Genomic DNA, 1,355 nt, shown 5'->3' with positions numbered 1-1,355 from the left:
GGCATCAATGTTGACTTTGCAGCCCAAGGATGGCACCGCTACGTGTACTGGGTTCGGTATCCCCTGGAGTGAGGAGAATGATTCGAAGGGTACGGACTGTGTGATCGTGTTTGACCGGTCCAGCGCGCACTTCAAGGACTCTGTGACGCCGGTGGATGTGAAGGTGTCCTACGCGATCACCTACACCGCCACCGACGGCGCCACCGGCACCATGGACACTCACACCACCTCCGCGACCACTACGATCCCGGTGGCGGAGATCCAGACGATTATTGTCCGGCCCACCGACGAACCATGAGATGCCAACTGATCTCGACTCACCGTCACCGACTAGTAGCCGAGGATCGTTTGCACATAAGGCGGTGTCAGGGTGTGGTTGGGGTGCTGGTGGGCTGGTGTCTGGTGGCTGTTGAGTCCGTGGTGGGGTTTCCGCCGTGTCTGTCGGTTCGCTGACAGGGGTCTTGCTGGACCTGTAGTTTGGGACGGCATGGTGTTCTCGTGCCTGAGTGCCGATGTAGGTCAGCAGTTCGGGCATGACGTCCATGGCCTCCTGGGTGGTTCTCGGGCCGTCCAGGCTGTTTTCTGGGTAAAGCAAGGTGACGACCAGTATGAAGCCGTTCCCGAACCAGACTCCGTGCACATCGTGCTCCGAGCCGACCTGCATTACCCAGAGGTAGGTGTTGCCCTCCAGTTCGGGGATGTTGAGTTTTGGATGCCGTTTTCGGTGTCTGCGGCCATGGTGTCATCGGTCCACTTGTAACCGTTGCCGGCGTCGTACTCCTCGCCGCTCCAGTATTCGATGAGCATGATGGTGTCTCGCAGGTAGTAGCCTTCTGCGTCCGTGGCCGGTGGCCTGCCAGATATAACACCGCAGCGACTGCTCCAACCGCCGTATCTCTGCATCTAGTCGCTGCCGATACTGCTGCCCAGGATTCGGTTGAGTTCGGCGGTGTTGTAGACGTCCTGGCACACGGCCTCCGGCGGCACGAGCGTCTCCTCCTGCTGGCCCCAGGGACGCCACCACCAGGCCAGCACCCCGGCGCACAGCACCGTGATGGTGAGAAGGACTGCCAGCCAGCCTCGTCTCGGTCTGATTTCCTGGCTCCTAGGGACAGTATCGGGTCGTTTCACCAGTCGTCGCCACCATAGTATTCCCTAAACCCGTCCGCGCTACTCCGTGTACGAGTCCCTTGCCTGAGTTTTACGTCGGTCAGGGTATTGGCGACGTCCTCGCTGCCTCCTGCCCCCGCTCCGATCCAGCCGTTGAAGTCGATTGTTTGTTGGTTGGTTTTGAGTGTGATGTGGTGGGCGCCGTTGGTGTCTGTGGTGTACCAGGTGGTGGTGTTGGGGTCTGG

At 60.1% G+C, this 1,355-nt stretch carries 3 protein-coding genes and 1 pseudogene; 1 reads left to right on the top strand and 3 read right to left on the bottom strand.

Going from position 1 to position 1,355, the window contains the following annotated elements; all coding sequences use genetic code 11:
- Positions 1 to 298, top strand: a pseudogene (locus tag BW737_RS17140) (hypothetical protein); the annotation flags it as partial.
- A 365-nt stretch (positions 299 to 663) separates the two neighbouring features.
- Here BW737_RS17140 and BW737_RS16405 read toward each other — a convergent pair.
- The 3 genes from BW737_RS16405 to BW737_RS17135 all read right to left on the bottom strand — a co-directional run.
- Positions 664 to 807, bottom strand: a complete 144-nt coding sequence (locus BW737_RS16405) for a hypothetical protein (RefSeq protein ID WP_180272263.1) — start codon at positions 805 to 807, stop codon at positions 664 to 666.
- Between the two features lie 96 nt (positions 808 to 903).
- Positions 904 to 1,131, bottom strand: coding sequence for a hypothetical protein (locus tag BW737_RS15835; RefSeq protein ID WP_143233429.1), 228 nt, complete (start codon positions 1,129 to 1,131; stop codon positions 904 to 906).
- Positions 1,128 to 1,355, bottom strand: a 228-nt coding sequence (locus BW737_RS17135) for a hypothetical protein (protein ID WP_218961953.1), incomplete at its 5' end; no start/stop codon positions are given. The genes BW737_RS15835 and BW737_RS17135, both read right to left, overlap by 4 nt.

The organism is Actinomyces ruminis (assembly GCF_002154335.2).
Taxonomy (GTDB): Bacteria; Actinomycetota; Actinomycetes; order Actinomycetales; family Actinomycetaceae; genus Actinomyces; species Actinomyces ruminis.
The sequence above is the reverse complement of the archived record's forward strand: the minus strand, read 5'-3'. Positions and strand labels throughout refer to the sequence as shown.

Bases quoted from the DNA above. Each gene is read 5' to 3' on its own strand.
- BW737_RS16405 (WP_180272263.1), bottom strand. From the start codon at position 807: ATGCTCATCGAATACTGGAGCGGCGAGGAGTACGACGCCGGCAACGGT.